The sequence below is a fragment of the Paenibacillus sp. FSL M8-0142 genome, assembly GCF_038597315.1.
Lineage (GTDB): Bacteria > Bacillota > Bacilli > Paenibacillales > Paenibacillaceae > Paenibacillus_AQ > Paenibacillus_AQ lactis.
In genome coordinates, this window is sequence record NZ_CP152008.1 from 2,115,688 (window position 1) to 2,138,385 (window position 22,698).

26 protein-coding genes are annotated in these 22,698 nt (G+C 49.4%); 20 read left to right on the forward strand and 6 right to left on the reverse strand.

Annotation, left to right across the window (positions count from 1 at the left end):
• The first annotated feature begins 36 nt into the window (after positions 1-36).
• Positions 37-435 (forward strand): hypothetical protein, encoded by a 399-nt coding sequence (locus NSQ46_RS10020; RefSeq protein WP_007127926.1) that lies wholly within the window; start codon positions 37-39, stop codon positions 433-435.
• Positions 436-712: 277 nt separating this feature from the next.
• Here the strand turns inward: NSQ46_RS10020 and NSQ46_RS10025 are convergent, their stop codons facing one another.
• Together NSQ46_RS10025 and NSQ46_RS10030 are read right to left on the reverse strand one after the other, a co-directional pair.
• Complete coding sequence (locus NSQ46_RS10025; RefSeq protein ID WP_007127928.1) at positions 713-1,225, reverse strand: cation:proton antiporter regulatory subunit; 513 nt, start codon at positions 1,223-1,225, stop codon at positions 713-715.
• Positions 1,226-1,246: 21 nt separating this feature from the next.
• Entirely contained in the window at positions 1,247-2,521 is a 1,275-nt protein-coding gene (locus NSQ46_RS10030; RefSeq protein ID WP_028404659.1) for a cation:proton antiporter, read from the reverse strand.
• 210 nt (positions 2,522-2,731) lie between these two features.
• Here NSQ46_RS10030 and NSQ46_RS10035 point away from each other — a divergent pair, with 210 nt between their 5' ends.
• Together NSQ46_RS10035 and NSQ46_RS10040 are read left to right on the forward strand one after the other, a co-directional pair.
• Positions 2,732-3,562 (forward strand): cupin domain-containing protein, encoded by an 831-nt coding sequence (locus tag NSQ46_RS10035; RefSeq protein WP_210094757.1) that lies wholly within the window; start codon positions 2,732-2,734, stop codon positions 3,560-3,562.
• A 264-nt stretch (positions 3,563-3,826) separates the two neighbouring features.
• Positions 3,827-4,291 (forward strand): GNAT family N-acetyltransferase, encoded by a 465-nt coding sequence (locus NSQ46_RS10040; RefSeq protein WP_210094756.1) that lies wholly within the window; start codon positions 3,827-3,829, stop codon positions 4,289-4,291.
• A gap of 169 nt (positions 4,292-4,460) precedes the next feature.
• On the opposite strand, the gene NSQ46_RS10045 is transcribed toward NSQ46_RS10040, so the two are convergent.
• Complete coding sequence (locus NSQ46_RS10045) at positions 4,461-4,964, reverse strand: VOC family protein (RefSeq protein WP_342576743.1); 504 nt, start codon at positions 4,962-4,964, stop codon at positions 4,461-4,463.
• 294 nt (positions 4,965-5,258) lie between these two features.
• Here NSQ46_RS10045 and NSQ46_RS10050 point away from each other — a divergent pair, with 294 nt between their 5' ends.
• From NSQ46_RS10050 to NSQ46_RS10085, 8 genes are all read left to right on the forward strand, one after another.
• The gene (locus NSQ46_RS10050; RefSeq protein WP_342576744.1) at positions 5,259-6,014 is read left to right on the forward strand and encodes an SDR family NAD(P)-dependent oxidoreductase; all 756 of its coding nucleotides are present in this window, start codon (positions 5,259-5,261) and stop codon (positions 6,012-6,014) included.
• A gap of 34 nt (positions 6,015-6,048) precedes the next feature.
• Positions 6,049-6,528: an NUDIX hydrolase gene (locus NSQ46_RS10055; protein WP_028404655.1), complete on the forward strand. Its 480-nt coding sequence runs from the start codon at positions 6,049-6,051 to the stop codon at positions 6,526-6,528.
• 154 nt (positions 6,529-6,682) lie between these two features.
• On the forward strand, positions 6,683-7,228 hold the full coding sequence (locus NSQ46_RS10060) for a GrpB family protein (RefSeq protein WP_342576745.1): 546 nt from the start codon (positions 6,683-6,685) through the stop codon (positions 7,226-7,228).
• A 192-nt stretch (positions 7,229-7,420) separates the two neighbouring features.
• On the forward strand, positions 7,421-8,116 hold the full coding sequence (locus NSQ46_RS10065) for a response regulator transcription factor (protein ID WP_007127936.1): 696 nt from the start codon (positions 7,421-7,423) through the stop codon (positions 8,114-8,116).
• On the forward strand, positions 8,113-9,633 hold the full coding sequence (locus tag NSQ46_RS10070; protein WP_340900017.1) for a HAMP domain-containing sensor histidine kinase: 1,521 nt from the start codon (positions 8,113-8,115) through the stop codon (positions 9,631-9,633). The genes NSQ46_RS10065 and NSQ46_RS10070 overlap by 4 nt, the downstream gene beginning before the upstream one ends.
• A 212-nt stretch (positions 9,634-9,845) precedes the next feature.
• Positions 9,846-11,051, forward strand: a complete 1,206-nt coding sequence (locus NSQ46_RS10075; protein ID WP_342576746.1) for a WD40 repeat domain-containing protein — start codon at positions 9,846-9,848, stop codon at positions 11,049-11,051.
• Between the two features lie 65 nt (positions 11,052-11,116).
• Positions 11,117-11,803: a hypothetical protein gene (locus tag NSQ46_RS10080; RefSeq protein ID WP_342576747.1), complete on the forward strand. Its 687-nt coding sequence runs from the start codon at positions 11,117-11,119 to the stop codon at positions 11,801-11,803.
• A 213-nt stretch (positions 11,804-12,016) separates the two neighbouring features.
• The gene (locus NSQ46_RS10085) at positions 12,017-12,163 is read left to right on the forward strand and encodes a hypothetical protein (RefSeq protein ID WP_007127940.1); all 147 of its coding nucleotides are present in this window, start codon (positions 12,017-12,019) and stop codon (positions 12,161-12,163) included.
• Positions 12,164-12,355: 192 nt separating this feature from the next.
• Here NSQ46_RS10085 and NSQ46_RS10090 read toward each other — a convergent pair whose 3' ends face one another.
• Complete coding sequence (locus NSQ46_RS10090) at positions 12,356-12,619, reverse strand: hypothetical protein (RefSeq protein ID WP_342576748.1); 264 nt, start codon at positions 12,617-12,619, stop codon at positions 12,356-12,358.
• A gap of 359 nt (positions 12,620-12,978) precedes the next feature.
• On the opposite strand from NSQ46_RS10090, the gene NSQ46_RS10095 reads away from it, so the two are divergent.
• On the forward strand, positions 12,979-13,434 hold the full coding sequence (locus NSQ46_RS10095) for a GNAT family N-acetyltransferase (RefSeq protein ID WP_251537417.1): 456 nt from the start codon (positions 12,979-12,981) through the stop codon (positions 13,432-13,434).
• A 54-nt stretch (positions 13,435-13,488) separates the two neighbouring features.
• On the forward strand, positions 13,489-13,932 hold the full coding sequence (locus tag NSQ46_RS10100; protein ID WP_251537421.1) for a GNAT family N-acetyltransferase: 444 nt from the start codon (positions 13,489-13,491) through the stop codon (positions 13,930-13,932).
• 234 nt (positions 13,933-14,166) lie between these two features.
• On the opposite strand, the gene NSQ46_RS10105 is transcribed toward NSQ46_RS10100, so the two are convergent.
• On the reverse strand, positions 14,167-15,630 hold the full coding sequence (locus tag NSQ46_RS10105) for an endonuclease/exonuclease/phosphatase family protein (protein WP_342576749.1): 1,464 nt from the start codon (positions 15,628-15,630) through the stop codon (positions 14,167-14,169).
• 279 nt (positions 15,631-15,909) lie between these two features.
• Between NSQ46_RS10105 and NSQ46_RS10110 the strand changes: the two genes are divergently transcribed.
• The 7 genes from NSQ46_RS10110 to NSQ46_RS10140 all read left to right on the forward strand — a co-directional run bounded on the left by NSQ46_RS10110 (position 15,910) and on the right by NSQ46_RS10140 (position 21,714).
• Positions 15,910-16,893, forward strand: coding sequence for a phosphotransferase (locus NSQ46_RS10110; RefSeq protein WP_342576750.1), 984 nt, complete (start codon positions 15,910-15,912; stop codon positions 16,891-16,893).
• A 160-nt stretch (positions 16,894-17,053) separates the two neighbouring features.
• Complete coding sequence (locus NSQ46_RS10115) at positions 17,054-18,316, forward strand: LamG-like jellyroll fold domain-containing protein (RefSeq protein ID WP_342576751.1); 1,263 nt, start codon at positions 17,054-17,056, stop codon at positions 18,314-18,316.
• Positions 18,317-18,538: 222 nt separating this feature from the next.
• On the forward strand, positions 18,539-18,991 hold the full coding sequence (locus NSQ46_RS10120) for an NUDIX hydrolase (RefSeq protein ID WP_342576752.1): 453 nt from the start codon (positions 18,539-18,541) through the stop codon (positions 18,989-18,991).
• Positions 18,992-19,044: 53 nt separating this feature from the next.
• A complete protein-coding gene (locus NSQ46_RS10125) occupies positions 19,045-19,410 on the forward strand; it encodes an NUDIX domain-containing protein (protein WP_342576753.1) in 366 nt (121 codons plus the stop codon).
• Positions 19,411-19,503: 93 nt separating this feature from the next.
• Positions 19,504-20,094 carry a hypothetical protein gene (locus NSQ46_RS10130; RefSeq protein ID WP_251537429.1) on the forward strand — a complete coding sequence of 197 codons (591 nt, stop codon included), beginning with the start codon at positions 19,504-19,506 and terminating at the stop codon, positions 20,092-20,094.
• Between the two features lie 305 nt (positions 20,095-20,399).
• A complete protein-coding gene (locus NSQ46_RS10135) occupies positions 20,400-20,906 on the forward strand; it encodes a hypothetical protein (protein ID WP_244152633.1) in 507 nt (168 codons plus the stop codon).
• 289 nt (positions 20,907-21,195) lie between these two features.
• Entirely contained in the window at positions 21,196-21,714 is a 519-nt protein-coding gene (locus NSQ46_RS10140) for a DinB family protein (RefSeq protein WP_210094740.1), read from the forward strand.
• 505 nt (positions 21,715-22,219) lie between these two features.
• On the opposite strand, the gene NSQ46_RS10145 is transcribed toward NSQ46_RS10140, so the two are convergent.
• Entirely contained in the window at positions 22,220-22,588 is a 369-nt protein-coding gene (locus NSQ46_RS10145; protein WP_007127953.1) for an iron chaperone, read from the reverse strand.
• Positions 22,589-22,698 lie beyond the last annotated feature (110 nt).

Genomic DNA, 22,698 nt, shown 5'->3' on the forward strand with positions numbered 1-22,698 from the left:
GATAGGCCGATATTCATGAAGGAATGGAGCGATAGAATGCTGAGTATGCTGATCAAAAAATGCATTTCGGGGATCGCTGCGTCCTTTATCTTTACATCCGTGATGGCGCTTGTCATGATGAACCTACATTACGGATTTACCTTTTATATTGTTGTCGTCGGCATCTACAGCGTAATGATTATGCTGCTCATTGGGGTCCCGATTTCGATTGGTATCGAGCTAATTCTGCAACGGATACGACCCCGGAAGGCCATCGTTCGGGCGTTGATAACGGTGGCGCTGTATGGCGTACTCGGCCTGCTCGTCTCGATGCTGATCTTTTCCGATGCCTCCGTAAACTTCGGTCAATCGGAGCATTTGCTGTATTGGACGTTTGGTGTCGGCGCCGCACTGGTATTCATGATCGTGGATATTATCGTCAAAAAGCTGATATAGGCACATGCATAATATGATTGCAGGCGGCAGGCGGAGCTGCACCTTTGCTTGAGGCTCAGGGCATTGGAGCTGAGCTTAGCTGATCAAGATCAGGGCCTACAGCGCGGGGACAATAGCCTGCCTGATGCAGGGGAAAAGCAAGTTTGGATTGAAGCCCGCAATTTTAAAAAGCACCCTTACGTGATGCACGACTGGGATTACCCGGTGTCCATCCGAAGGGTGCTTTTTAGATTAAGGAAGATTCCTTTTACATGATCATATAGAATGAGTACAGATGTTATACTTGATCGGGCTCGCCGGTTCGTTTGCCCATCAGAAGCTCTTTGAACTGCCGGATTTGCTGTCTTTCTCCAGCCAGTACGAGCGTGGAACCGACGGAAAGGATGTGCTCCGGCCCGGGGTTTATTTTTTGCTGGTGGCGATTGACGATCGCAAGGATGCTGGCCCCCGTCCTTTTACGAATTTCGAGCTCCTCAATCGATTTGTCCGCTCCTTGATAATGCGGTTCTACGCGGATCCACTCGATGATCAGGTCTTGAAGCGACACTTCAATAGTCTCAAGCTCTTTCGGCTTGTAAACCATCCCCCCGACGATCGCAGCGATTTGTCTTGCTTCGTCATCGTCCAAAGAAATCTGGGAGAGGGTTTCTTCAGGATCATCGTCCTCAAAATGATACATCTCTCTTCGGCCGTCGTTATGAATAATGACAGCCAATTTATCTCCTGATCGGGTCTGAATGAGAAACTTTTTCCCGATGCCCGGCAGTTCGGACTCACGAATGAAACTCATATGGAGTTCCTCCTTCCATGTTTATTGATCCAGTTTGATTTTCGAGTCTTCACTGACCTCGCTGACCTCGCTCACGCTGGAATGCTTTTTCTTCCCTTTCTCCACCGGCTCGCTCCATTTGAATATCCGGTTTACGCCGCGGTAGATCCGCTTCGATTCTTTCGTCAAGAGCGGTCCCAAAATAGCGAGAACGAGAACATATAGTGCGGAAAATGGCTTGATCAAGGCAGATAATCCGCCGGCCACACCCAAATTGGCTACGATGATCGTGAATTCGCCGCGCGCCATGATGGTGAGTCCAATGTTAAGCGAAGATTTATGCGACAGTCCCGCCTTCCGCCCGGCGATCATTCCGGCAATCAGGTTGCCGATAATCGTTAAAATCACGGCGCCGATCGCAAGCCAGAACGCATTGCCTAATGATAACGGATCAATGCTGAGCCCGAAGCTGAAGAAAAATATCGCTCCAAAAAAATCGCGGAACGGAACGACGAGCTGTTCAATCCGTTCACTGTGCTCCGTTTCTGATAACGCAAGCCCGAATAGCAGCGCGCCGATTGCCTCTGCAACGTGAAGCTTTTCCGAGAAGCCTGCGATAAAGATCATGGTCGAGAAAACAACAATGATAAAAATTTCATTCGATGTAATACGCAGCAATTTGTTTAGGATAGGCGGTCCTTTCCTTGCGATCACGAAGAACAGCAGCATATATCCGATGGAGATGCCAACGGACAAGATGGTGGCTCCGATCGAAGCCGTTCCCCCAAGCAATAAGCCGGACATGACCGACAAGAACACAGCGAGGAAAATATCGTCAAATAAAATCATGCCGAGGATGAGCTCCGTCTCCGCGTTACCGGTCCTGCGCAAATCAACCAGTACTTTGGCGACGATCGCCGTGGAAGAAACGGAGAGCATCCCTGCGATGATCAGCGTTTCATAAAGCGGCATTTGGACCAAAAAACCGTAAGCAAGCCCCAGCACGAAATTTAACGTGACATAGATTGTTCCTCCAGTCACAATGTTTCGCCCAGATTTCACTAATTTCTGAACCGAGAATTCAAGTCCCAGATAGAATAATAGAAATAAAATACCGATTTGTCCTAAAAAATCAATAACGCCTTGACTGTCAATAAACTTGAAGTCGAGGATACCGATGGTCGGCGCATGCGGACCCACCAGCATACCGAGAACAATCAAGAAGGGGATGATGGAAAATTTAAGCTTTCCGGCAATAACGGAGGCGATGGCAACCAAAATTAAAGCGGTTCCAACCTCAAACATCATGTCGTCCATTGAAGACCTCCTTTGTTTTCTCTTTTTGGCAATCAAGCCTATAGTACATGACTATGCGAAATTTTACAAACATTCTGTATGAAAATACAAATTTCAACCGTTTAATGGATGGCCATGCCCGTCGGAACCTGAAATTCAAGGAACATTTGCAAAAACTAGGCATACGATGGGTTTATGAACACCCGCGGAGAGGAATGAATTAATCACATTATGAATAAAATCGAATCCGATCAGCTCTATCAAATATCGGAGGCAATTCTTTCGAGTGTACGAAGAGAGCGCGCCGTGATTGACCTGTATACGAAATTGGCAGAAGCAGCGCCGACTCCCAACCATAAGAGGCAGATTGCTCAGGCTTTACAGCACAGAAACAGGCAGCTAAATCAATTTATGAATCTTTATGTTGCGCTTACCGGCAATCAGCCTGATGGCGAGATCATTAATCACGCTGCGTTTGGTCATTATTTAGAAGGGTTGAACATGGCGTACGAGTCGGGAATCGAGGGGTATAAAACATACCAGGAGCAGGGATCATCCTATCGTAACCCTGCTATTCAAGAGGTGTTTGTGCACGCTGCCACCAGTGAGATCGAGTATGCGGAACGGTTTGGGGCTATGCACGAGGAGGTATTGACGGATCAGGGCATGAAACCCTTCGTTGTCGATATTGAAAAAATTACAAAACAAAATGACACGTTTCGTACAGCGATATGGACGGGGAAATATTTTCAAGTCACCTTGATGAGTATAGATGTTGGCAGTGACATTGGTCTTGAGGTCCATCCAAAGACGGACCAATTCATTCGAATCGAAGAGGGCGAAGCGCTTGTCCAAATGGGGGATACGAGGAACAACTTGAGCTTTGTGAAGAAAGCTCGTGACGATGATGCGATCATGATCCCGGCCGGAAAGTGGCACAACGTAACAAATACAGGCAATAAGCCTCTGAAAGTCTATGTAATCTATGCGCCTCCGGAGCATCCCTTTGGCACCGTGCATGAGACGAAGGCAGCCGCGATGGCTGCGGAAGAATATTCATGAACTAAAGATCCGGCTATGACCGGAAGAAATGAAGAGCACTCCTTACAATAAACGTGGGCTGCCCGCCAGGTTTATTGGAGGAGTTTTTTTTCAAAAACAAGCGATTGACCTGGCAGTGATATCGGAAGCCATTTCGTAATTAAAGAAGAAGTATAATAATACCGTATACACGTGTGCTCTGGATGATTCACCGTTGCAGATCAAGATGGAACAGGGGGCGGAACCATGGACGGTTACATAAGGCTGATTAGAGGAGGGAAGCAGATGCAGGTCTATCAAGTTCAGGGATTCCATCCTGGTGAATTAGATGAGCTGGTATCCGAAAGCAGCAGGGAAGGTTTCAGGCATATCCGCCGGCTCGTGGATGAGTATATCTCTGGTGTTAACCGGTTTGACCGCAATCATGAAGCATTGTTCGTATGCAGATCCGAAGGTCGAATCATCGGCATTTGCGGGCTGAATCAAACGCCCGATTCGGGCGGGGACACCGGCAGGGTGCGGAGAATGTATGTGCTGCCGGAATTTCGGAGACAGGGGGTCGGGAGAATGCTGATGCAAGCAGTCATCCAAGCGGCCGCTGATCATTACAGCTGGCTGGTTCTGCGAACGGATCAGACGCAGGCCGGGGATTTCTACATCAGCTTGGGTTTCTCAGAATCTCCGCAGCACTTGAACATTACCCATTGCCTTAAGCTGGGAGGACAGAGACAAGATGATTACAGCGGCTGATGCGGAACGATTGCTCTCGTTTGCGAATATTTTCAAAGTGAAGGGAACCGATTCTACACAATCGAAACTTATAATCGATGACAAGCCATGGGCCGTTTGCCAGCTGCAGGCGTTCCGTAATATGATCTGGAAAAGTAAAGGGTGCCGCTCGGCACCCTTTACTCATCGCTTACCCTTCATAAGCTTCCTCTAATGCTCGCAGGTCAATTTTGGTTTTGGTCTGCAGCAGCGCGCTCATGACTCTCTCCGCTTTCGCCCGATCCGGATTGGTGATCATCGTGCTAAGATTTGCAGGTACAACCTGCCAGGACACGCCGAATTTGTCCTTTAACCAGCCGCATACCTGGGCTTTTTCATCTCCGCCTTCCCCAAGCTTCTCCCAATAATAATCGATTTCTTCTTGGCTCTCGCAATGGACGATAAATGAAATCGCCTCTGTAAAATGGAACTGGGGCCCCCCGTTCAAAGCGACGAATTGCTGGCCCTCCAGCTGGAATTCCACCGTCATGACGGTGCCTTCTTCCACCGGGTGATGTTCGTTCTGCTCCGACCCGTGACGCGTAACTCTTGTAATTTTAGAATCGTTAAAGATTGAAACGTAATGACGTGCTGCTTCCTCAGCTTCGTTGTTGAACCACAGGTTTGGGGATATCCTCTGAATGGTGGGATTCATCAGATGCAGCTCCTTTCGAATCTACGGGAATGGGTTTCTACTGATCCCATCGTACCATAGCCGCAGCACAGCAGTTTCTTCTAAATTGCTAAGAATGTATCTCGCAGGGTGCCCAAGATTAAGGGCGACATCGAAATCTAAGAAGGCCACAGGCAGGAGAATAGCAATTGAAACTGGAAATCCATATGGTGTGGAATATTCATCCAATCAGAAGGTCTCCATCCAGCGCGAGGGCAACATGTTTGATGAAAAGCATGCAAGGCGGTTGGATGAGATAAAATGGAGGTGCGAAAGATGAGCCAAAGACACTATATTATAACGGGCACGTCGAGAGGGATCGGAGGACAGCTTGCACTGATGCTTCTTCAGCAGGGGCATGCCGTCTACGGAATTGCGAGAAACCATTCGATCACACTGGATCGTTATGAGCGTTACACTCATTATGTGTATGACTTGAGTGACCCCTCGGGTCTAGAGCAGTTGATGGAGAATATCATAAGAAGCATTGAGCTTGCGGATACCGATACGCTCTACCTCATTAATAATGCCTCGATGCTGGAACCACTCGGGAAAATTGAACAATGCGGCGCAGCCGAGATTGCGAAGAATGTCCAAATCACCCTTATTGCGCCGATGATTCTAACCTCTTGCTTTTTGAACCAAACAAACAGGTATAAGGCACGGCGGAAAATAATGAATATTTCTTCGGGTTCGGGGGTATACCCCGCTCCTTCCATGAGCGCATATTGTACCGCAAAAGCCGGGCTGAATATGTTCACGCAGTGCGTAGGGGCAGAGCAAGCAAGCCGAGAGAACCCGGTTCAGATTATTGCCGTCGATCCCGGCATGGTGGATACGGAAATGCAGAGCATGGCCAGAGGACAGGATGAGAAGCAGTTTGAGCTGGCCGGTGCATTTTCCCAGGCCTTTGAATCAGGGCAGCTGCTGTCTACTGCCGAGATTGGAGAACATCTGCTTCGCATTTTAGATGAAGAGCATTCCCCTGGAGCCATCGTGAATTACAATGAGGTTTATTCCTCGAAAAGCTGATGATAAGCAAGAATAACGAGCGGAGGCGAATGCCATGATCATGCCAACCCATATTGTTGCCGTTGGCGGAATCGTTGAGAATGAGAAGGGCGAGATTTTGCTGGTCAAGGTCCGAAATGGCTGGGTCTTTCCCGGAGGGCAAGTCGAAGTCGGAGAAAATCTGATCGAAGCATTAATGAGGGAGATCAAGGAGGAGAGCGGCATCGATATCACCGTTTCCCATCTGATCGGTGTGTATTCCAATACGTCAACTTACCCGGGATACAACGGGGTGGACATGGTTCCGACAAAAGTCATGATGGATTTCGTGTGTACCTATAGCGGAGGGGAATTGTGCACATCGGATGAGACATCGGACTGCCGCTGGGTACCGCAATCGGACGTTCTCCAATACATAACGGCACCGGCGATCCGTACACGGTTCCAAGCTTATCTGGAGTTTACCGGTACGATCGCTTATATGGAATACATAACGAAGCCGTCATTTGAAATGAAGCTAAAGCGTACGATTTAAAATAGCAGGAAGAGCAATCAGAAGAAGAGGGGGAATGAGGTGCTTTATCATTTCAGTGAGGATTCGGGCCGTTCATTTTTCCGCGATTCGAATGCGGAATGCATCCTGTAGACAGGTAACTAAAAAGGCAGCTCTTTAACATAGGAGGACTAATATGGAAGAGGTTGTAGTCATGGACTACGAGCCGGAATGGCGGCATGCTTTTGCGCAAGAAAAAATAAAGATATTGTCCGCTATGACAGGTCTTGAGGTCCGCATCGAACATATCGGCAGTACAGCGGTTCAAGGATTGGGAGCCAAGCCGACGATTGATATCATGGCAGGCGTTAGTGAACTGGGGCTAGTGGATGAGCGCTATATTCGGCGCCTGGAGCAGATCGGTTACGAATATGTCCCCAAACCGGAGTTCCCTGAGCGTATGTTTTTTAGGCGGGGCCTGTGGCGGGCAGGGACGCATCATCTGCATATCTACCGGTATCAAGGGAAGCACTGGGCTGATCAACTTTTATTTAGGGAGTATTTGAAAAAGGATGCTGCGACGCGCGAACAGTATTTTAACTTAAAAAAGGAGCTTGAGGCACAGTTTAAGCATGACCGGGTAAGCTATACGAACGGGAAGGATGATTTTATCCGCTCTGTCATTGAGAGGGCCAGGCAAGATTCGGAGTGGGTGCGCCAGCTTGATATCGGAGGGGAGTAGCATGCCAACAACCGAAAACGGGGGATATCCTGATCGTGTGGAGAAAGGACTTATTGCTGTACGCGGAACCCGTCTGTATGTCGAATTGTCTGGTGGGTCAAAGGATGCGTAACAAACGAAAGATGAAATCCGCTCACAAATATGCTATACATAGAGCAACGAAAGGCGAGTAAAAAGGAGCTCATTAAGCTGATGACAAAAATACTTGTCGTAGATGATGAATTTAGTATAGCCAGCGCGATTGCTTATGCATTGCGCAGGGAAGGCCACACGGTTGAAACGGCCGGAGACGGTCAGGAGGCGCTTGATCGCGTCGAATCGTTCGATCCGGATGTCATGGTGCTTGATGTCATGATGCCGAAGCTTAACGGATATGATGTATGCCGGCGGCTTGGCGATCGTCAGCGGCCGGCGATCCTGCTGTTGACGGTAAAAGATGACATTGTCGATAAAGTGCTGGGCCTGGAGCTCGGCGCCGATGATTACATGACCAAGCCGTTTGATATGCGGGAGCTTATTGCCAGGGTTAAAGCCTTGTCCCGGCGCAGCCGCGCGCATGAAACGGCAGAAGCGCCTGCTTCTCAAGAGAAGCTCGTCCGTCTTGCCGGCCTGTCGATTAACTTGTTAAGCCGTACCGTTCAGGCCGATGACAAGCAGCTGGAGCTGACGCCGAAGGAGTTCGACCTGCTGGCATTGCTGGCGCGAAATCCGGAGCGGGTATTTTCCAGAGAAGATTTGCTCGAGCAGGTGTGGGATATGGGTTTTGCGGGCGGAACGCGAACGGTGGATATTCATGTACAGCGCCTTCGGAAAAAGCTGGGTGATTGGCATGAAGTCATTCAGACCGTATACGGGATCGGCTACAAAAGCACGGAGAACCCGTCATGAGCCAAGCCCGGCTGCGCATTGGCCTGAAATGGAAGGCGGCGCTTCTGCTTGCCCTGCTCCTCATCTCGATTCTCGTCGTGCTGAGCTCGCTGGTGCTCGCAGGCATAAGGGAGGACCAGCGCGTCCGTCTGGAGCATACATTCGCTCAGGAAGCGGAGGCGGCCAATGTACGGACGCATCAGGACTATCTAGTGAACGCCAACCGGTCGCCGGACGACTATATGGAGCTGTCGGGCCAGCAGCTGGCGGTGGATCTCGGCGCCCGAAGCGGGATGGCGGTCACGCTGTATAAGCTTGACGGTACGCTTGCCGGCACGTCGCTGCCGTTTCAGCCGAAGGCGGATGTTCAGGATGCGTTGACCTATACGGCGAAAGGAAGGTCGGCTTACATAACGGAAGGCGACCAGCTATTATACTTGGCCCCCCTCTATCTGATGGACGAGCAGATCGGTACCATTCAGTTTCACGCCTCCCTTGCGGAGCAGCATGCATTCTATCATCGGATCCAGAGATTGTTTGTCGTCACCGGAGCGGCGGTATTGATTGCCGGATTCCTCATCGGCTATCTGTACGTATGGCGTCAGGCGCATATCATCGGCAAGCTGAATAGGGCCGCACAGAAGATCGGCGAAGGAGAGTATCTGAACGAACCGACGGTAAGGCGGGGGGATGAGCTTGGCGAGCTGGCTCAAGGCATCTACGAGATGAGCGGCAGAATCTCCTCCTCGGTCCGTCAGCTGACGGAGGAGAAGCAGAAGCTGCTTGAGGCCGTTGCAAGATTGGAGGAGCTGGAACAGCAGCAGAAGCAATTTATCGGGAACATCAGCCATGAACTGAAAACCCCGCTCACCTCCATTATCGCATACGCGGATCTGCTTGAAATGTACCGGGACGATTCGGATTTATTGGAGGAAGCGAGGGAGCGGATTCGCGAGGAGGCGGGCCGGCTGTACAGCCTGGTGGAGAAGTCGCTCCAGCTGTCGTCTCTGGATATTTATGATTTTCAAACAAAGGCCGAAATCGTTCAGATCGTGCCCATCCTGCATGAGGCTGCTGAACGACTTCAAGCCAAGGCGGAGCAACTGAGCGTGACCATTCATACCTCGCTGACGGAAGGAACGGTTTGGGCAGATCCGGACAATTTGATGCATATCGTGCTGAATCTGCTGGATAACGGGGTGAAATACAACAAGCCCGGCGGAACCGTAACGATTGCCAATCACCGCGCTGTGGACCCGCAAGGCGCGGAGCAAATGGTCATTACGATCAAAGATACGGGAATCGGCATACCGGAGGAAGCCAAGGACAGGATTTTCGATCCGTTCTACACGGTAAGCAGCGACCGGTCGAGAGCCCGCGGCGGGACGGGGTTAGGATTGTCGCTTGTACGCAGCCTGGCCGAGAAACAGCACGGCACCGTGCAGCTGATGCATTCAGGCCCAGAAGGATCTGCCTTTGCCGTTACCCTTCCGATTCACCGGCCCGATACAGCACCGGATTATTTGCTCGAGAGTTAGCTCAGACTTGTATTAAGGTCTGGGCTTTTTTTATCTCTATTGGATCGTTACCGCTGGATGATCAGCGATGTTTACAAGTTCGTTACAAGCCGGATATGTTTTGGAGATATCCGTTCTTTATACTTAAGCTCAGACAGGGAAACATACGGCGGCTGCCGGATTAAGAGGACAGCGCCGAGCTCCTTGGCAAAGGGCATAGGAGGAACCAGCTTATGAAGCGTCATGTAGGACCACTTGGTTTGAGGCTGCTCGCCACGTTTGTCGTCATGTCGTTGATCGCAGCATGCCAGTCGCAGGGACGGCTGACCGTTGTCGAACCGGGCGGCAGTCAACCTCCAGAGCAGAGCGCACCGGATTCGGGAGGCAGGCAAGGGGATCGTAAACTTACGGTCGTGGAGGGATCGCCCGGGCCAAATGATCAGCAACTAAAGGTGGACGGAACGCATCGGATATCAGCTGCCAACATTGAAGCTTGGCTGTCGGAGGATGAGGTTCGGATTACATTGACGGAAATGGTGAAGGCGGCTACCGAAACGGAGGAGCCGGAATTTGCGTACACCACGGCGACCGTGAATTTACGTACCGGTGAACGCCGCGAGCTTTCGAAGCGGGAGATACAGCCGCCCGCATCACAGCTCGTCAAAGAGCAGGTGTCGCCGGATGGAAAATACAGCTTCGTCCAGAAGTGGAGGGATAAGTACACAGCCGACAATTTCATCAAGAACTTGCAAACGGGTGAGCTGATACCGGTCAAGGGCGATAATTACATGGAGATCGGAGGCTGGCTGGATTCGGATACGTACGTGCTGGCTGCCGGTTCAATGCAAGGGAGAGGGGATGTCCGGCTCATTGCATCAGACGGCTCCTATTCGAACATGCAAATTGAGGATGAGCATGTGGAATCCTACCTTTCGTTCGGTGCAAGCAAGGGGCGGATCTATTACACGGATATGAACCATGTTCTTAAGGTTATTGAACCTGGTCAGACGGAGCCGGTGCATTTGATCGATCATGTGTGGAGCTTCGAAATCTCCCCGAATGGCGAATATATCGCGGTAACGACGACGGCGGAGTCCGCCGAGGATGAGGGCAGTGAGCTGTTGATATATGACGCGTCCGGCAGCTTGCAAGGCTCCCTGATCGGCAAAGGGAACTTGATATCTTATGTATCTTGGTCAGCGGATTCAACAAAACTTGCCTTCGATGTGTATTCCGAGAATGAGAGCGGGATGAATGGCGTATATGTGTTCGACACGGCTTCCGGGAAGGTGACTTGGCTGGCCCCTTACTATTCATCGGTTCACCCGGCAGCGCACCCTGTATACCCACTCAGCTGGAGCCCCTCCGGAATGAAACTTGGAATTACGACGGAGGATAAGGAGAGCTTGCTGGTGACACAGGTTGTTGAGTTTAGATGATCGTTCCAAAATAAGAAAATGTAAAAATATGGATTACATTTATATCAGAAAGGGATGATGAGATCATGAAGCATAAAAAATCGATCATAACACTGGCTGTATTGGGAATGACCTTAAGTGGAGCTGCTGGCGTATTTGCAGGGGCAAATCTGCAGAAAATTACTGCGTACTTGAACCACAGCATCAGCATCAAAGTGGATGGCAAGGTCTATGATACGAGCAAAAATATGACGCCAATCACGTATAAAAATACGACCTATCTGCCGGTGCGGGCGATTGCGGATGTGCTGGACGTACCGGTTCGGTATGATGCAATGAACCGGCAAGTGGTGATCGGGACCGGGACGGATCAAGGTCAGTCCAACGAGCTTGTACCTGTACAATACAGTGAAACGCAGCTGCGGGAAATCCGGAATGCGTTCGCAAAATTCGATGGCTTTGAAACAGCGTATGCTCCTGCTCAAATGGTGAAAGGGGACGCCTATCGTAAAACGGGGGCCTCGGGGGATGGAGTTAACATCATGTTCGAGCACATGACGGTCAATATCTCGCCAAGAGATTATTCGTTCGGTTATGACAGCAAGCCGGTCACTTTATCCAACGGTACGAAGGCAAAATGGTATACACCGGACGATACCGCATTGCTCGGTTTTCAATTGGATGACCGATTCGTCACGCTTAGCTCTCCGGATCACTCTCTAAGTCAATCGCAGCTGGAAAAGATTGCGGTGCATGTTGTCAAAACAAAATAACGGAGACCCATTTCAATGGAGAAAATTTGCCTGCAAGCACCTGAAACGGTTAGCCTTGCAGGCTTTTTTTGACGTAATATTTCCTGGGCAATCTGAATCAAATTTGGGAAGGAAGTATGATATGATGTAATGTAATGGAAGGGTAGAATTTGCATAATGTTGTAAATTTAGTATTTTAATAGAAACGATTGATAGAAAGGATATGAATGCGAAATGATGACTTTAATTGTTATTTTATTGTTCGTAGGATTGGCAGGCATCATAAGCAACCAATATTCCGGGCTGCGCCGAATGGAGCGGATGCAGCGTTCGCTTGACCAGCTGAATCAACAACTGCAGGATTTGAATCGTAAAGAATAGCTCAGAGATTTCCATGAACAAATGTCGACTAGGCCTACGAACGAGCCTCCTAAACTGACTCTGCCTGATGAGGCGAACGCTTATTTGAGGTAGGAGGAGTTGCTCACGACCTCCTTTGCATCGTCCCTGGATGTCTATTGGATTGTAGCCTTAAACAGCGGAAGGAGCAGCATCATGCTGCTCCTTCTGTGATTATCTTTCACGCTGTAACAACAGGTACCCGCTAATCGGGGAGGTTTGCTTGCGGAATACGATTTTAAATCCTACATCGTTATCCAGTAAGCAGGCCAGCGCCGTACGAAGCAGGGCATTCGGTCTCAAATCGCTGCGGCAAGGGACAGCGCTGCCGATCACGCGGGCTGCGACGATTCGGCGGGCGGAACCGGGAACCAGAGGATTTCTTGACCAGCTGATCAGCACCAGGTCTGGCTGGGGAACGGCATTGACTTGACTCATTGGCTTCACCTCAATATATGAAAATAGGATTTTCCATATATTAAATGAGAGGTTTATAGAAGATGTGCTACGCAAGGGTGGAAATTGGATATATCATGAACAAACAACACGACGATATCAGATCTCCTGAAGGGCGGAACGATGTATTTTGGCCAAATGATGATATATCGGTTTGTTGTTGAAAAGATACCCTGGATATTTCATTCTCCTTGCACACAGGTTAGGTATCTTTTAAACCGTTTGATACCGGCTTTGAAGGGATCCCTTATGCTATGATGTGCTTAAAGGCCATTTTCCATCATTGGAATAAATCGACGTGAGCACGGCCGAAACAATGGTTACAGATTAAGGGGGATTTCATGAGTATTGAGCTTAGGCCGGTGGATGCGAATAACTGGGAAGCGTGTATTCAACTAAAAGCCAAGCCGGAGCAGGCCGGCTTTATTGCCTCTAATCTTTATTCAATTGCCCAGGTTCAGTTTCTCGAAGGCTTTGTGGCGATGGCCATTTATGCGGAAGAGACGATGGTCGGATTTACGATGTATGGTCCGGATGAGGATGATGGTAACTACTGGATTTATCGATTGATGATCGATGCGAAATATCAAGGGCGCGGGTATGGCAGGCAAGCTCTCCAGCAGGTTGTCGATCAAATTCGATCGAAACCAGACCGAACCGATGTTATCATGCTGAGCTATCACCCGGATAACAAGCATGCCAGCGCACTCTATGCGCAAGCGGGATTCGAGGAAATCGGAATCATGCCGTGGTCGATGGGGGAGGTTGTGGCCAAGCTTGATCTTTCGGGCAGTTAAACGCCCGTAATGAATCGAAAGACAACTAGATTGACGCGAAATGAGGTTGTAACTATGACGATACAGTATCATCGTGTAAAGGCAGAAGATGCAGCGGTTTTATCCGCATTGTTCACAGAATTTGTCGGGAAGGAATCCGATATAGAAGCGATGAAGGAGCAAATTGAACGACTATCCGCGAAGCCGGAGTATTATGTAGCCGGCGCTTATTGGAATGAGGAGCTGGTCGGGACTGCCATGGGTATTGTGTGCATTGATCTTGTGGGGAACTGCAAACCGTTTTTGCTCATTGAAAATGTCGTCGTTTCGCCAGATGCCCAAGGGAAAGGAGTCGGGAAAGGGTTAATGCAGGAACTGGAGCGTTTTGCCCAAGAGCATCAGTGCAATTATATGATCCTGGCTTCCAGCAACGAGCGGGTGGATGCCCATCGCTTTTATGAGTCGATTGGATTTGCCGGAGCCAAAAGAGGCTTTATGAAAACCTTGAACGTGGGTTGAACAATGCAATGATGGCAGGCAGACGGGTGGCCTGACTACAAAAATCCCCCAGCGGCGAGTCGATTCGACCGCCGAGGGGGATTTTTGTGTTAGTCTGCTTTTTAGTCATTATTAGGCTCTTATTAAGGATCCGCTTTCCCTTAGCTCCCCTGCAGGGATTGAATGTTTAGGGATGTTTTCCTTTTAAAAAGGGAAAGGCTGAAGCCTGCTTCGGACAGGGCGTATCCGGGAGGATTACGGTGTTCCCGGTGTTGGAAGCTGATGCGTTGCGCCTTTTTGCATCAGGCTGGACAGCGGCTCGGGCTCGAGATAGGTTACGGATTCGTTGACGCCGACATCGAGCCCTCCGTTATTGTACATAACCCCAATCTGATGAGTGCCTGCCGGGGACGCAATCCCTATTGCGCGGCCGTTCGTGGCTGTGCCGTTCAGGCCTTGATTATTCCCGGGCGTGAAGACGGCCAGCAGCTGCGACGGGTCCAGCGCCTCATCTGTAATTTCATAGTTTTCCAGAAAATCCTGCATCGTCAGCTCATAACAGCAGGGCTGTTTCTTAATCCAGATGACCTTGGTTTCACCTGGGCGCAGGGTCGTGTCCGTACTGTACTGATCCTTCGTGATCGTCCAGCGATTGGATTTGGATTTATCGAATGGCCGGGCAGGATCGTAGTAGTAATAGATTTGATATCCTTCCAAATCGATGGTACGGTCCGTCGGATTAAACACCTCGACATAATTGTAGTTCCCCTGCTCGTTCGAGTTCGCAACCACCTCGGTGATGTGAAGGGAGGTCGTCAAGGGCTGTTTTGGCACCGTATCCTCGGTTGTTTTGCTTGCTTTTTGCAGGATGGCTTCGATCATGACAGGATAGTGGTCGCTTGGATACTGGCCGTTCTCGTGCTCGTCGATGATCGTGCTGTGCAGGACATTCCACCCTGTGCTGTGCAGAATCCAGTCGATGCGGTTATCGCTGCCTCCACCGGTGGGATCCTTGTAATTGTGGAACGTTCCCAAGTGATCGTTGGTCCGTTTTTTGGCACTGAGATGGCCGTCCGTCAGTCCGCTGCCGGTAAATATCGAATGCGTATCGCTGCCCGGTCGCGTATTGAAGTCCCCGGTGATCACAACAGGGATGTCCTTGTCAAAGGCTGCAAGCTTATCCATGATCAGCTCAGCGCTTTTCTGACGGGAGTTCTCCGATTGATGGTCGAGATGCGTATTCACCATATAAAAGGTTTTGCCGCTGCGCAGGTCCTGGAAACGAACCCAAGTGACCATGCGCGGAATTTGGTTGCCCCAGCTTGCCGAGCTGATGATCTGAGGCGTATCCGACAGCCAGAAGTGGGACTGCTCCAGGGGCTTCAGCCGTTCCTTGTTATAAAAAATCGCCATATACTCCCCTAAGCTTCCGCCCTCCCGTCCAACGCCGATCCAGTCATAACCGGGAAGGTCAGACTCAAGATCGACGATTTGTCGGTGTAGGCCTTCTTGGGTCCCGATGATGTGCGGCTGCTGGTTCAAAATCAGTTGCTTCATAACGGGACGCCGCTTCTCCCAAGGCTGGCTGTCATTGGCCGCATAGCGCAGATTAAAGCTCATAATCCGCAAGGGGCCAGATGAAGCTTCTGTATCTTCCGCTGCATACGGTTCTCCTGCTGCAGCCAGCGATCCGGTCGAAAGTAACATGAGCACGATCATAATTGGGGTTATCCTCCTTGCCCACTTCATTCATCCTCTTCCTCCTTTTATCTTATGGACGTTCGATCACTCCGATGACGAAGGCCCACCTCCTTTCTTATTCGCCCTTATCATAACCCATGTTGGCGGGGCGTCGTATTTACATTTTTTTAGGTTTTGACCGCTTTTATATATTGTAAGCTTCGCAGGTACGTTAATGATCAGAAGGAGCGGAACGTCTCCATGAAGAATAGGTCCTGTGTGATAAAAAAACATGCTCGGTAGGAGTTGGTTATAACGGTGGAGCAGGTTCAAGCGGATAGGATGATTTTGGAGGATTTACTTGTTTCGATTCAACGCGACATGGGTCTTGTCGTTCATGAGGCGATTTCGATTCGCCGGGGCTGGCTGAATCTGAAATGGAAATTGGAGACGGATCAGGGGACATATCTTCTGAAGCAATATAACCGGGAACGATTTAAGCTGTATGATGAGGAAGTGCTGCTGATGGCGTTCTCACAGCAGATCCGCTTGCGTCGTAGAGGGGTGAAATGTCCGAAATTGCTTACGAATGAGGGACGTTATTTCCTGAAGTCGGATCAGGGCGAGCGTTTCATGGTCATGGAATTCTGTGAAGGGCAGCTGGTTGCTCCCGGGGGAACGAATGCCGATCAAATGCGGGCGTTGGGGAGAGAGGTCGCCCTCATGCATCGGGTATTGAACGATGGCTCGCTCGGAGTGAAGGACAAGCCGCAATTCGTTCCCCCTAGCCGCATGGAGCGTCTTGACTATTGGAAGAGAGTCATGGAGCAAGCCGCGGAGAGTGAGATCCCGGAAGTACTCACGGCCCTGGAAACCCAGTATACTGCAACGGAACGGTTTCGGGATGAGTTGAACCCCATGCAGCCCGGATGGGCTCATCGCGATGTATGGGTCGATAATTTGTTGTTTCGACCTGCAGGGGTGGCGGCCATTCTTGATTTTGACCGGCTCAACTACGATTATCCGCAGCTGGATATCGCACGCGCCGTCCTATCATGCGCGCTCCATTCGGAGCTGGATGTAGTCTTGGTTTCCGCCTTTATGGAAGGCTACCGTGAAGAACGGGAAGTGCCGGAAGGCTATCTCGTTCAAGGCATTCGCTGGCTGTGGTATATGGAGAGCGTGTGGTGGGTCAACGCTAACATTCTTGAGCATCAAGGGCCGCCTGCCCGTTTTGCATGGGAAATGGACTGGCTTGCGAAGCATTTGGACATGCTGCCGGAGCTGCTGGAACAGGTATGAGAGCTTGTGAAGGAGGGAACCTGTGGGCGGCTGTTTGTTTGCAACAGTTCAACCGGAAGTTGAGAAGGGGAGAGCGATTGCTCTACTTCCGCGTTATACACCTTCGATTAGGCATTGGTTATAGTGGATTCATCAAAGGAAAGTGTGGTGGTCTTGCAAGATGGATCAGGCGTACAATGTGATAAGCGGAAATATTGTCAGACTCAGAAAACAGCTCGGTTTGACACAGGAGCAGCTGGCCGGGAGGCTCGGGGTTACCTATCAAGCGGTCAGTAAGTGGGAGAATGGACAGTCTTGTCCGGACATTATGCTCATCCCGCTGCTTGCTGATCTGTTTGGCATCACGATTGATGAATTATTCGGCAGGTCGGAATATGCCATTGATTTGCGCAGCGGGCTTATCCTTGAATATCTGTTTAACAAGGAGGTTAAGGATAGCAGCGGCGGCGGGCACCATGGTTTGCAGTCAGAGGTAAGTTACGGCCCGGATCGGTTCGGTCGAAAAGAGAGTGCCTTGACTTTGGATGGGAAGAGAAGTTTCGTTGAGATTAGGCAGCCGCCGACTCTTCCTCAGGAAGCATTCTCGATCTCCGTGTGGTGTCGTTATGACGAGCAGACCGTGTTCCGGGGCTGGCATAGCGCTATCCTCTCTCAGGACGGGCATAACCGGATTCGGGTTCTTCAGCTTAGCACGAAGGATACGGGCATCGTCTTACACGGCTTCCTGCGTGAGCCGGATCTCTCATTCCCGGCCAAGATTGTAAAGGATCAGTGGTATCATGTGGTGGTTACCTATTCAGTCTCCCGGTATCGGATGTACGTAAACGGCATTCTGAGCTCAGAACGACCAGGAAGCTTTACGCCTTGTCATCAAGAGCCGTTGTATATTGGCAGAAAATCGACGGACGAACCTTACTTCTTCTTTCGGGGCAGTATTGACGATCTTCGTATTTACAATCGAGCGCTTCATGCAGGCGAGGTGAAGGCCCTGTTCTATGAGGGGGGATTCAAGCCTATCCCTCTGTCATCTGCGATGGAGGAAGAAACGGATGAGCCTGTTCTTGAGACTTTAGAGGATATCCGCATGACCTTTCCTGAGACGGAGCTTCACGCTGCTGCGGACTGGTATCGTACATACTTTGGTTTCAAGACATTAATGGAAGAACCGGGCTTTTACATGCTCACATTATATAACAGTCCAAATCTGATCTTGGAATGTGCTCCCCGGGGTAACAATGCCACATCCTACGAGGCTTCATTTATTTTCAAAACCAATCGGGAAATCGAGGAGCTGCGCACTTATCTATCAGCCGCTGGTGCGGCGGTTGAGGAGAGCCGGGATGAAGGCTTTGCCTGGTTTTTGGATGTAATCGATCCATTCGGCCGGAAGTGGATGCTCCTTCGTGAGAAGGAGACGATCTGAGGGGAAAGGAAAGAAGGGGCGGGGGCTGTCCGATTCCTATAGGGGATCGAGAGAATGCTTGCGATTCATGTTTGTTAAAGGTAAACTGGCGATATCCATCCAATTATTTAGAACTAGGAAGTTTGACGAACAATTACAATGAAAACTCACCTCAGAACCCGCCCGTGACATTTGGCCATAGGCGGGTTTTTTTATGGTATGAGGCCGCTAGGAGGATCAGACATGGCAGACAACGGGAGTGTACTGGTGGTCAACGTATCCATCGTCCATGAAGACAGGGTACTTCTCATTCAGGAGAATAAACCTTTAGTAAGGCATAAGTGGAGCTTTCCAGGCGGTCGAATCGAGAAGGGAGAGCCTATTCAAGCGGCAGCCGTACGGGAAGTCAAGGAAGAGACCGGATATGATGTCCGGCTGACGGGAACCACCGGCGTATATGAGTTTATTAGCAGCTTGAACAGTCATGTCGTCCTGTTTCACTTTGTCGGGGAAATGGCAGGGGGGACTCTTCGGCCTGCTCCGGATGAGATTCAGGATAGCCGTTGGGTACGACTGCAGGATCTTACTAGTGGACACATCGATTATCGGGACGCGGGAGTAATGCGGCAGATTTCCGACAACCTTCTGGCTGGTAATATATTGCCGTTAACGGTGTTTAATCCGTCCTTATTCTGAGTGTGTTTTTCGAGGGGAAATCTTAACTTGCAAAAGAGGAGCTGAACACAGCAATGGGAATGTCGGATTATTACAAAGCATTGAGAGAGAAGATTGGGAACCAGCTGATTTTTATGCCAAGCGTGGCAGGTATTATCCGGAATGAACAAGGTCATATTTTGTTTGGGCGTAAGCACCGGGAGTCCCAGTGGGGATTAATCGCCGGTTCGATCGAATTAGGAGAGCTGCCGGCAGATGCCATGGTCCGGGAGGCGAAGGAAGAGACGGGCCTTGACGTAATTCCTGAACGGATTCTCGGGGTTTACGGTGGAGAAGGGCGCCGGTATACCTATAGCAATGGACACCAGGTGGAGTATCTGACCATTGTGTTTGCATGCAAGGTCATTTCGGGTGAGGATAAAGTGGGCAGCATGCAGTAGGAGTTCGGATTGAAGCTAATGAGAAGGCTTTGAGTTGGCTGTGAATGGTGCGCGGTGAGGAACCGGCCAGCATGTAATGGGGGTGAGGAGATAATGTCATCTGAATATCAAGTAAGATGGAATCCGCATGCCCTCGTGCTCGGACTTATCACTGCTTTCTACCTGATCGCCTATGGAATCGGGATCCGGCTCATCTACCACCTTCAAGCCGAAATGACATTCGGCACGGTACTGTTTGCCTCGTTGCCAATCATAACGCTATGGTCTGCGCTTTATATGATCGCTCGGGTGTCATGGATAAAGCTGCATAAACAGCATTTGTGGTTTACTGCAAGCATCGGTGTGATTCTATTATTTTTCTCTTTATATGCCTTATCACAGACTCAGTCGGAGCATCGATTTGACTATAACCGATGGGTCGGTTATCCGGAACAGCGCGCACAGATGGTCGATGCGATGTTGAAGGAGCATGATCTGATCGGATTAACGCAAGCGGAGATCATGAATGCTCTCGGTGCTAACGATAATGCCATGTGGAGCGTGAATGAAACCGATCATGCTGTGTATAATCTGGGGGCCGGAAAAGAAGATGGACGAAACGAGTGGTTGTTTATCAAGTTTGATGATCATGGGTTCGTGCAAAGCATAGAGATTCTCACAAGACCGCCAATACCAAGAACGTAAACCGATTGGATTTATTGCGATGTGTAATGATCACCGATTCCGTAGGCACCAAGGAAGGCTTATCCATGAATCCTATGACCGATTGTTAGACGGATAGAGTATAGCCTACAAGGAAGTAGGTGTGTCAACCCAATAGGGTATCATGCACATCATAACGGCCGGGAAACCGGAGAATCCGCCGCTGCTCCTCTTTAACGGTACAGGAGATCATTCGGCTCTGATGTGGATCAACAACGCTAGGGTGCTGTCTGCCAGCTATCATGTGATCATTGCAGGTAAGCTTGAGCGAGGGGGGATAAATGAGGATGAAACGATATGCAGGTCTGTTCATCAATGCGCTGGTCTGCTTGATTCTGGTTTTGCTCGGAAATGCGATGACACCTAGACCCGGCGTCAGTTCAGGTAACGGGAATCCGGCTATACTCCTGCTCATCCCGCTTGGCATTCTTTTTTCGGTGTTGGTTTATCAATGGATTCGTATACTGAAAAATGTGAAGATGGCCCCCAGCGTTTCAAGCTTGCTGATTATAGCTCTTGCCGGCTATATCATTGCTGGATATGCCTATCAGCTGCACAGGCTCGACATTTACAGGGAGATCCAAGCAGCGGCATTCGAATCAAGATATGGTGAAGCAGACTGGGCTCATATCGAATCCATTACGGACGGTATTTTATCGATCCATATGAATAATCAGTTCTTTAATTGGAACACGTATTTCATGATGATTGCCTTCTCGCTTTTACTATGTTTTTTATACAAACTGATACAGGGAATGATGTACAGAAAGCAAGGAGCTTCCGCGAAGAAATAAATTTGTAAGCAGGGTGTATATAATTTCTGGGGCAAGTGTAGTAGGCGATAAGCTGGCTTTAATTTTATAATCCTGTAAACGGTAGTTTACCAAGTGATGTTAGCTTTCTTTCAAATAACTTTTTGGAAAACACCTAGCCGTCATTATGCTATAATTGAATCAGGTTAAGATCAGGAGGCGTTTAAGATGAAAACAACAATTATAAACGGGCAAACCAATATGGGGATTAATAACGCATAATTGCCCTTAAACTGCGTGTTTCCCCGTCTATACAAAGGGGAATATCGATTTGAAAGCATGGATTTTGCAGCAGTATGATTACCACGTATGGGCAAACCGTAAGGTTTGCGAATATTTACAAGGGCTTTCGGAGGAAGTATATCGCAAGAAGATTGTCAGTGTCTTTCCATCCATTTACGACACGATGGTTCACATCTATGTCATTGATTCCGGATGGCTGTCGTTCTTTAAAGCGGGCGGAGTCACGGAAATGTCGCCTGCGTATCTGGAGAATTTGAAGGAGTCGATCGATCGGCTTGTTGCGGAAACAGAAGGAAAGCGAATCGAAGAGCTCGGACAGTTAATGGATGATTTGGCGGTGCGATTCCGGCAGTTCATCGAGTTGCATGAAAATCTCGAAACCGTTTATCCGTCCGGAGACTTTAAAGCCAGATCCCTAGAATATATCCAGCATGTGGTTAATCACGGGACGTACCACAGGGGCAATGTAACCGCCATGCTTAGACAAATCGGACATCCCGGTACGCCTACCGACTATGGTTATTATTTGTACACCTTAAGCCATTAAGTGCACTAGTCTTGAAATGGAGAAAAGCCAGGAACTTCGCGTTTCGGGCTTATCTTCATTTGTCCCACCGCACCGTTTCCGTCATCGGCACAAGAGGAGGATTGTAGTCGCTTTCGTGTCCATTATTTATCCTGATTTGTGCCATTAGACAGCCTCGGCAGTAGAATTAAGCACCAATTGAAATACAAAATTCACCATGTTTTTTTTAACATATGAATTTCATATCAATTTAGCGCACACTCCTTGGGAGGAGTGTGCGCTTTTTTGCGGTCTGGAGGAGGATGTTCTATGAAACCATTTCAGTCGGAGGGCCGCTTGGCCTGGTTTACGGGACCTGACGGTATGGATTGTTGTATCATCGCACGCGATTAGATATGTTAGGCTAAACCATATAGCTAAGCTAATGTGTTTAGGCTATACGGGAGACCCGGTCCCCGGCATTTAGAAAAAAGTCTCAATCAGGATTCGACGGCTCGCCATGAACGGAATATCCAGTTTGCCCTATTTACCGCCAAAAGGTCGAACAGTCAGCTTTATCCATCATATTAAATTCGATCATTTTCTCAAGCAGTGAGAAATCAACCGGTTGATCCCACCGTATACGCAGCAATTCCTTGGTGTGACCATAGCCGGCTTGCGCAATTTCATCAGCGAATTGACTAATCCCGGCCCGTTCAGGGGAAACAGCCAGATGCTGTTTAGATACGCTAAAGCCAATAATATATGTGCCATGATCGGTAAACATGGGCTGATTCCATGCAATTTTAGGCACTAAATTAGGGAATTTCGAAGCGACCCAACCGATCACTTCTTCCGTTCGTGCACGATGCTGCGGGTTATCGATACGCTCTAAAAATTCTTTAAAAACTTCCATGTTGTACCCTCCTAAGATCAATACGTCAATCATTCGTTTTACAAACCTGAAAGAAATGAGAGCTTGCCGGCATGTCCAATACTACAGATATAAACCGGCCGTACACACGC

Coding starts and splice junctions, on each gene's coding strand:
- NSQ46_RS10075 (WP_342576746.1), top strand. CDS start 9,846: ATGAAGCGTCATGTAGGACCACTTGGTTTGAGGCTGCTCGCCACGTTT.
- NSQ46_RS10025 (WP_007127928.1), bottom strand. CDS start 1,225: ATGAGTTTCATTCGTGAGTCCGAACTGCCGGGCATCGGGAAAAAGTTT.
- NSQ46_RS10135 (WP_244152633.1), top strand. CDS start 20,400: ATGAAACGATATGCAGGTCTGTTCATCAATGCGCTGGTCTGCTTGATT.
- NSQ46_RS10085 (WP_007127940.1), top strand. CDS start 12,017: ATGATGACTTTAATTGTTATTTTATTGTTCGTAGGATTGGCAGGCATC.
- NSQ46_RS10100 (WP_251537421.1), top strand. CDS start 13,489: ATGACGATACAGTATCATCGTGTAAAGGCAGAAGATGCAGCGGTTTTA.
- NSQ46_RS10065 (WP_007127936.1), top strand. CDS start 7,421: ATGACAAAAATACTTGTCGTAGATGATGAATTTAGTATAGCCAGCGCG.
- NSQ46_RS10080 (WP_342576747.1), top strand. CDS start 11,117: ATGAAGCATAAAAAATCGATCATAACACTGGCTGTATTGGGAATGACC.
- NSQ46_RS10035 (WP_210094757.1), top strand. CDS start 2,732: ATGAATAAAATCGAATCCGATCAGCTCTATCAAATATCGGAGGCAATT.
- NSQ46_RS10105 (WP_342576749.1), bottom strand. CDS start 15,630: ATGATCGTGCTCATGTTACTTTCGACCGGATCGCTGGCTGCAGCAGGA.
- NSQ46_RS10130 (WP_251537429.1), top strand. CDS start 19,504: ATGTCATCTGAATATCAAGTAAGATGGAATCCGCATGCCCTCGTGCTC.
- NSQ46_RS10120 (WP_342576752.1), top strand. CDS start 18,539: ATGGCAGACAACGGGAGTGTACTGGTGGTCAACGTATCCATCGTCCAT.
- NSQ46_RS10060 (WP_342576745.1), top strand. CDS start 6,683: ATGGAAGAGGTTGTAGTCATGGACTACGAGCCGGAATGGCGGCATGCT.
- NSQ46_RS10090 (WP_342576748.1), bottom strand. CDS start 12,619: ATGAGTCAAGTCAATGCCGTTCCCCAGCCAGACCTGGTGCTGATCAGC.
- NSQ46_RS10055 (WP_028404655.1), top strand. CDS start 6,049: ATGATCATGCCAACCCATATTGTTGCCGTTGGCGGAATCGTTGAGAAT.
- NSQ46_RS10020 (WP_007127926.1), top strand. CDS start 37: ATGCTGAGTATGCTGATCAAAAAATGCATTTCGGGGATCGCTGCGTCC.
- NSQ46_RS10115 (WP_342576751.1), top strand. CDS start 17,054: ATGGATCAGGCGTACAATGTGATAAGCGGAAATATTGTCAGACTCAGA.
- NSQ46_RS10040 (WP_210094756.1), top strand. CDS start 3,827: ATGCAGGTCTATCAAGTTCAGGGATTCCATCCTGGTGAATTAGATGAG.
- NSQ46_RS10070 (WP_340900017.1), top strand. CDS start 8,113: ATGAGCCAAGCCCGGCTGCGCATTGGCCTGAAATGGAAGGCGGCGCTT.
- NSQ46_RS10145 (WP_007127953.1), bottom strand. CDS start 22,588: ATGGAAGTTTTTAAAGAATTTTTAGAGCGTATCGATAACCCGCAGCAT.
- NSQ46_RS10125 (WP_342576753.1), top strand. CDS start 19,045: ATGGGAATGTCGGATTATTACAAAGCATTGAGAGAGAAGATTGGGAAC.
- NSQ46_RS10095 (WP_251537417.1), top strand. CDS start 12,979: ATGAGTATTGAGCTTAGGCCGGTGGATGCGAATAACTGGGAAGCGTGT.
- NSQ46_RS10050 (WP_342576744.1), top strand. CDS start 5,259: ATGAGCCAAAGACACTATATTATAACGGGCACGTCGAGAGGGATCGGA.
- NSQ46_RS10030 (WP_028404659.1), bottom strand. CDS start 2,521: ATGGACGACATGATGTTTGAGGTTGGAACCGCTTTAATTTTGGTTGCC.
- NSQ46_RS10045 (WP_342576743.1), bottom strand. CDS start 4,964: ATGAATCCCACCATTCAGAGGATATCCCCAAACCTGTGGTTCAACAAC.